At 75.7% G+C, this 5,770-nt stretch carries 5 protein-coding genes; 2 read left to right on the top strand and 3 right to left on the bottom strand.

Annotated elements, in window-relative coordinates; translation table 11 throughout:
- Positions 1-40: 40 nt before the first annotated feature.
- Positions 41-967 (top strand): diacylglycerol kinase family protein, encoded by a 927-nt coding sequence (locus tag KBX37_RS33185; RefSeq protein WP_210779775.1) that lies wholly within the window; start codon positions 41-43, stop codon positions 965-967.
- Here the strand turns inward: KBX37_RS33185 and KBX37_RS33180 are convergent.
- The 3 genes from KBX37_RS33180 to KBX37_RS33170 form a co-directional block, all read right to left on the bottom strand.
- The gene (locus KBX37_RS33180) at positions 930-1,925 is read right to left on the bottom strand and encodes a DMT family transporter (RefSeq protein WP_210779773.1); all 996 of its coding nucleotides are present in this window, start codon (positions 1,923-1,925) and stop codon (positions 930-932) included. The two genes, KBX37_RS33185 and KBX37_RS33180, sit on opposite strands and share 38 nt — an antisense overlap.
- Positions 1,926-2,248: 323 nt before the next feature.
- Positions 2,249-2,950 carry a TetR/AcrR family transcriptional regulator gene (locus tag KBX37_RS33175; RefSeq protein ID WP_307849306.1) on the bottom strand — a complete coding sequence of 234 codons (702 nt, stop codon included), beginning with the start codon at positions 2,948-2,950 and terminating at the stop codon, positions 2,249-2,251.
- A gap of 84 nt (positions 2,951-3,034) precedes the next feature.
- Positions 3,035-3,799: an HAD family hydrolase gene (locus tag KBX37_RS33170; protein ID WP_210779772.1), complete on the bottom strand. Its 765-nt coding sequence runs from the start codon at positions 3,797-3,799 to the stop codon at positions 3,035-3,037.
- Between the two features lie 86 nt (positions 3,800-3,885).
- Between KBX37_RS33170 and KBX37_RS33165 the strand changes: the two genes are divergently transcribed.
- The coding region (locus KBX37_RS33165; protein ID WP_210779771.1) for an RNA helicase at positions 3,886-5,770 on the top strand (1,885 nt) is incomplete at its 3' end.

The raw sequence follows: 5,770 nt of genomic DNA, 5'->3' as shown, positions 1-5,770 counted from the left end.
CGCCGCCGCCCGTGGGGGGGGGCGTCCGCCGTACCGTACGGTGCTCGCCGTGACCGCAGACGATCACTCCTCGACCGGCCCCGTGGCCGTGCTCGCCAACCCCACCGCCGGCCGCGGCCGGCACCGCGGCCTGCTGCCCGCACTGCTGGAGCGGCTGGCCGCCACCGGCCGCCCGGTCGAACTGCTGACGGCGGGTACCCCGGCCGAGGCGGAGGCGGCGTGCCACGCCGCGGTCGCCGACGGCGCGGGCGCGCTGATCGCTGTCGGTGGCGACGGCACGGTCCACCGGGCGCTGCAGGCGGTCGCCGGTACGGCGGTGCCGTTCGGCCCGGTCCCGGCCGGCACCGGCAACGACTTCGCGGCCGACAGCGGCTTCCCGGTCGACCCGCTGGGCGCCGTCGAGGTGATCGCCGCCGCGCTGCGCGAGGGGCGCACCCGGCCGGTCGACCTGGCCCGGATGACCGGGGCGGACGGCGGCGACCGCTGGTACGGGGCGGTGCTCGCGGCGGGCTTCGACGCGATCGTCAACGAGCGGGCCAACCGGATGCGCTGGCCGCGCGGTCCCCGCCGCTACGACCTGGCGATCCTGATCGAGCTGGCCCGGCTGCGCCCGCGCCGCTACACGCTGCGCCTGGACGGCGACGTGCACGAGCTGGACGCGGTGCTGGTGGCGGTCGGCAACGGCGCCAGCTACGGCGGCGGGATGCGGATCTGTCCGGACGCCGACCCCACCGACGGGCTGCTGGACGTGGTGGTCGGCGGGCGGTTCGACCGGCGCACCCTGATGCGGGTCAAGCCGCGCATCTACCAGGGCACCCATGTGACGCACCCGCTGGTGCGCAGCTACCGGGCCCGCAGCGTGGAGCTGGCCGCCAAGGGCATCACCACCTACGCCGACGGCGAACGCTCCCTCGACCTGCCGGTGCGGATCACCGCCGTACCGGGGGCGCTGCGGTTGCTGCGCTGAGCTGGTCGTCCGTGCCGGTGCCCACCGGGCCGGCCGGTGCGGCGCCGGGGTGCTCCGGTCGGTCGGCGGTGCGCGGCGTGCCGGCCCGCACGGCTCCGATGCTGGCGGCGACCACCAGGGCGATGGCCAGCACCTCCGTCAGATGCAGGTCCTGCCCGAGGACCAGCCAGCCGGCGAGCGCGGCGAGCGCCGGGCCGAGGCTCATCAGCACCGCGAAGGTCGAGGTGGCCAGCCGGCGCAGCGCCAGCAGTTCGAGGGTGTAGGGCAGCACCGAGGCGAGCAGCGCCAGCCCGGCGCCGAGCGCCAGCACGGCCGGGTGCCACAGCCGCGTCCCGGCGTCGGCCAGCCCGAACGGCAGGGTGAGCAGGGCCGCCACCGTCATGGCCAGGGCCAGCCCGTCGGCCCGGGGGAACCGGCCGCCGACCCGGGCCGAGCAGACGATGTACGCCGCCCAGAGCGCCCCCGCGCCCAGCGCCAGGCCGGCGCCGACCGGGTTCAGCCGGTCGAACCCGCCCTGGCCGAGCAGCGCCACCCCGGCCAGCGCCAGACCGGCCCAGCACCACGCGGTCCACCGGTGGGCGGTCAGCACCGACAGGGTGAGCGGCCCCAGCACCTCCAGGGTCACCGCCGGCCCCAGCGGGATCCGCTCGATGGCCTGGTAGAACACCGAGTTCATGCCGGCCAGGGCGAGCCCGAACAGGACCACCGACGCCCAGTCGCCCCGGCTGTAGCCGCGCAGCCGGGGCCGGCATACCAGCAGCATGAGCAGCGCGCCGATGGCCAGCCGCAGCGTGACCGTGCCGGCCACCCCGGCCCAGGGGAAGAGCAGCGCGGCGACCGCCGAGCCGAAGTGCACCGACAGCGCGCCGCCGAGCACCAGGCCGACCGCCCCCACCTGGCCGGTTCCCCAGCGTCGCAGGATGCGGGCGGGCGTCGACGGGCGGGCGTGGGAGTCCATTCCCGCGACGCTAGTGCGCCGACCGGGCCGGCCCGCAGCCGGTGGCCCGCCACGTGCAGCCCCGCACACCGGCCGCGGCACTCGCCGCCTCACCGTCTCGCCGACGTGGCGGTCTCCGGCCCCCTCGGACACCGCCATGTCGCCGGAACGGAGCGAGTCTCGCCGCCGCCGGTCGCCTCACCGCCTCGCCGACCTGGCGGTTTCCTTGCCCCCTCGGACACCGCCAGGTCGCCGGAACGGAGCGGATCATGCGCGCCGGCCGTCTCGCTGACCCGGCGGTTGCCCGCGCGCCTGGATCCCGCCATGCCGGCGGGACGCAGTGGTCACGCTGGCCGGTCGGCGCCGGCGAGCCGGTCCAGCCACTCGGCGAGCAGCGCCCGCTCGGCCGGAGTGAGGTCGCCGGCCAGTTGCGGCAGCGCCGCGCGCAGGGCGACGGCGTGGCGGACCGGCCGGTCGGGTGGGCGGACGGCGCGGGCGGCGGGGCTGTCGGCGCAGATCGCGGTGACGACCGCCTCGCGGGTGGCGACCGACAGGCCCGGGTCGCCGCCCTGGATCAGGGTGAGGGTGACGCCGCAGCTGGCCGCGTGGACCATCTCGGCCGCCCGGTCCACGTCGACCCGCAGCCGCCCCGCCTCGGCCACCCGCACGACGAGCTGGCGGAAGATGTCGGCGGCCACCCGGGCGGCGGTGGGGCGGGCGCCGGGGCGCGGATCGCCGTACATCAGGGTGTGGAAGGCCGGGTTGGCGACGCCGAACCCGACGTGCATGTCCCAGCCCCGGCGCAGGTCGTCCACCGGGTCGTCGGCGGGCTCGCGGGCGGCCTGCGCGTGCAGGTGCGCGGCGAAGCCGTAGCTGGCGGCGGCGTCGAGCAGGCCGCGCAGGTCGCCGAACTGGCGGTAGATGGTCGGGGCCTGCACGCCGGCGGCGCGGCTCACCGCGCGGGTGGAGACCGCCGCCCGGCCGCCCTCGGCGAGCAGCGCGGCGGCGGCCCGCACGATCCGGTCCCGGGCCGACGTCTCGGTCACGATAGCGACGATAACCTCTCGGTGTTAGCGGCCGGCGCTAACGTGATTATCAAGATCCTGTTAGCGCTGATGTATTGCCGCAGGTCAGTCGCGCAGCGCCAGGTCGAGCACGGCGCCGAGGCCGTTCTCCCGGCCCGGATCGGCGCAGGGCAGCACCAGCACGGCGCAGCCGGCATTGACCGCGCCGGCGTCGGCCGGGGTGTCGCCCACCATCAGCGTCCGCTCCGGGTCCACGCCCAGCATCCCGCAGGCGCGCAGGAAGATCCCCGGGTCCGGCTTGCAGCGCCCCACCTCGTACGACAGGGCGTACGCGTCGACCAGCCCGTCGAGGCCCCAGGCGGCAAAGAGCGGCCGGATGTCGAAGCCGATGTTGCTCACCACCGCCACCTTCACGCCGGCCTTGTGCAGAGCGCCCAGGGTGGCCTCGACGGCCGGGTAGGGCACCCAGCCCTCCGGGACCAGCAGCCGCTCGTAGAGCGCCTCGGCGAAGCCCTCGATGCCGGTGTCCACCGTCTCGGCCAGCCCGGTGTAGGCCCCCCGGTGCGCGTACGGGTAGAGGTCCCGGTCGGCCCAGAGCTCGGCCAGCCGCGGCGGCACCCGCGCCGGCAGCGGTCCGCCCGCCCGACCCGCGGTGAGCAGCCGGTCGGCCAGCGCGGTGGCCCGTATCCGCTCCAGCGTCACCCCGCAGGCGGCAGCCGCCTGGAGTACCCACTCGTGGGGCTCCTCCACCTGGGCCAGGGTGCCGTGGAAGTCGAACAGGACCGCCTCCACGGCGCGGCGGGGCGGACCCGGGCGGACGGCGTCGTCGGCGCCGCTCGGGACATGGGGCGGTTGGGCATGATCCGGCACGTCGTGCACCCTACCGACCCCCACCGACCAACCCGGCGGACGGCCTTGGCGGGTAGCCGTGCGGAGTACGCACTAATCTTGAGGACATGTCGAGCCCCGCCGAGCGGTACGCCGCGGCGCGCCGCCGGGCCGCGCAGGCCTCCCAGTTCCCGGCGCTGGACGAGTTCGCCCTCGATCTGGGGTTCGATCTCGACGACTTCCAGCGCGAGGCGTGCCAGGCCCTGGAACGGGGAAGCGGCGTACTCGTCTGCGCTCCCACCGGCGCCGGCAAGACCGTGGTCGGCGAGTTCGCCGTACACCTGGCCCTGCGGGGAACGCCCGCGCGGCCGGCGGCGGCCGACGGCGGCGAACAGCCGCCCGCCCGGCGCAAGTGCTTCTACACCACGCCGATCAAGGCGCTGTCCAACCAGAAGTACCACGACCTGGTCGACCGGTACGGCGCCGAGCAGGTCGGCCTGCTCACCGGCGACAACGCGATCAACGGCGACGCCCCCGTGGTGGTGATGACCACCGAGGTGCTGCGCAACATGCTCTACGCCGGCTCGGCCACCCTGGAAGGCCTGGCCTACGTGGTGATGGACGAGGTGCACTACCTCGCCGACCGGTTCCGCGGCGGGGTCTGGGAAGAGGTGATCATCCACCTGCCCGCCTCGGTCACCCTGGTCTCGCTCTCGGCCACCGTCTCCAACGCCGAGGAGTTCGCCGACTGGCTGGTCACCGTGCGCGGCGAGACCGCGGTGGTGGTCAGCGAGCACCGGCCGGTGCCGCTGTGGCAGCACATGCTGGTCGGCAAGCGGATGTTCGACCTGTTCCACGACGCGGACGCGGCCCGCAAGCACGACGTGCACCCGGAGCTGCTGCGCTACACCCGCGACACGGTGCGCCGCCTGGAGCTGGGCGAGGGGCGCAGCGCCGGTCCCGGCGCGGGGCGGCGCGGTCCCCGCTGGCGCGGTCCGATGCGTCCGGACATCGTCGACCGGCTCGACCGCGAGGGGCTGCTCCCGGCGATCCTGTTTATCTTCAGCCGGGCCGGCTGCGCCGCCGCCGTGCAGCAGTGCCTCGCCGCCGGGCTGCGCCTCACCTCGCCCGAGGAGCGCGCCGAGATCCGCCGGGTGGTCGAGTCCCGGGTCACCGCCATCCCCGGCGAGGACCTGACGGTGCTGGGCTACTGGGAGTGGCTGGACGGGCTGGAGCGCGGCCTGGCCGCGCACCACGCCGGCATGCTGCCGGTGTTCAAGGAGGTCGTCGAGGAGCTGTTCGTCCGCGGCCTGGTCAAGGCGGTCTTCGCCACCGAGACCCTCGCGCTGGGCATCAACATGCCGGCCCGCTGCGTGGTGCTGGAACGGCTGGTCAAGTTCAACGGCGAGGCGCACGTCGACCTGACGCCGGGGGAGTACACGCAGCTCACCGGCCGGGCCGGTCGGCGCGGCATCGACGTCGAGGGGCACGCCGTCGTGGTGTGGTCCCCGGAGACCGACCCGCGGCACGTCGCCGGGCTCGCCTCCACCCGGACCTATCCGCTGCGCTCCAGCTTCCGGCCGTCGTACAACATGGCCGTCAACCTGGTCGGCACGGTGGGCGCGGAGCCCGCCCGGGCGCTGCTGGAGTCGTCGTTCGCGCAGTTCCAGGCGGACCGGTCGGTGGTCGGCCTGGCCCGGCAGGTGCAGCGCAACACCGAGACCATCGAGGCGTACGGCGTGGAGGCCGCCTGCCACCACGGTGACTTCGACGAGTACTTCGCGCTGCGGGTGGCGATCGCCGACCGCGAGCGGGCCATCGCCCGGCAGGGGCAGACCCAACGCAAGGCGGCGGCGGTCGCCTCCCTGGAGCGGCTACGGGTCGGCGACGTGATCCGGGTGCCGTCGGGCCGGCGGGCCGGGCTCGCCGTCGTCCTCGACCCGGCCACCGGCGGGTTCGGCGTGCCGCGCCCGCTGGTGCTCACCCAGGACCGCTGGGCCGGCCGGGTCAGCC

Source organism: Micromonospora sp. U56, assembly GCF_018070095.1.
Taxonomy (GTDB): Bacteria; Actinomycetota; Actinomycetes; order Mycobacteriales; family Micromonosporaceae; genus Micromonospora; species Micromonospora purpureochromogenes.
This window is presented reverse-complemented; position numbering and strand designations above follow the sequence as displayed.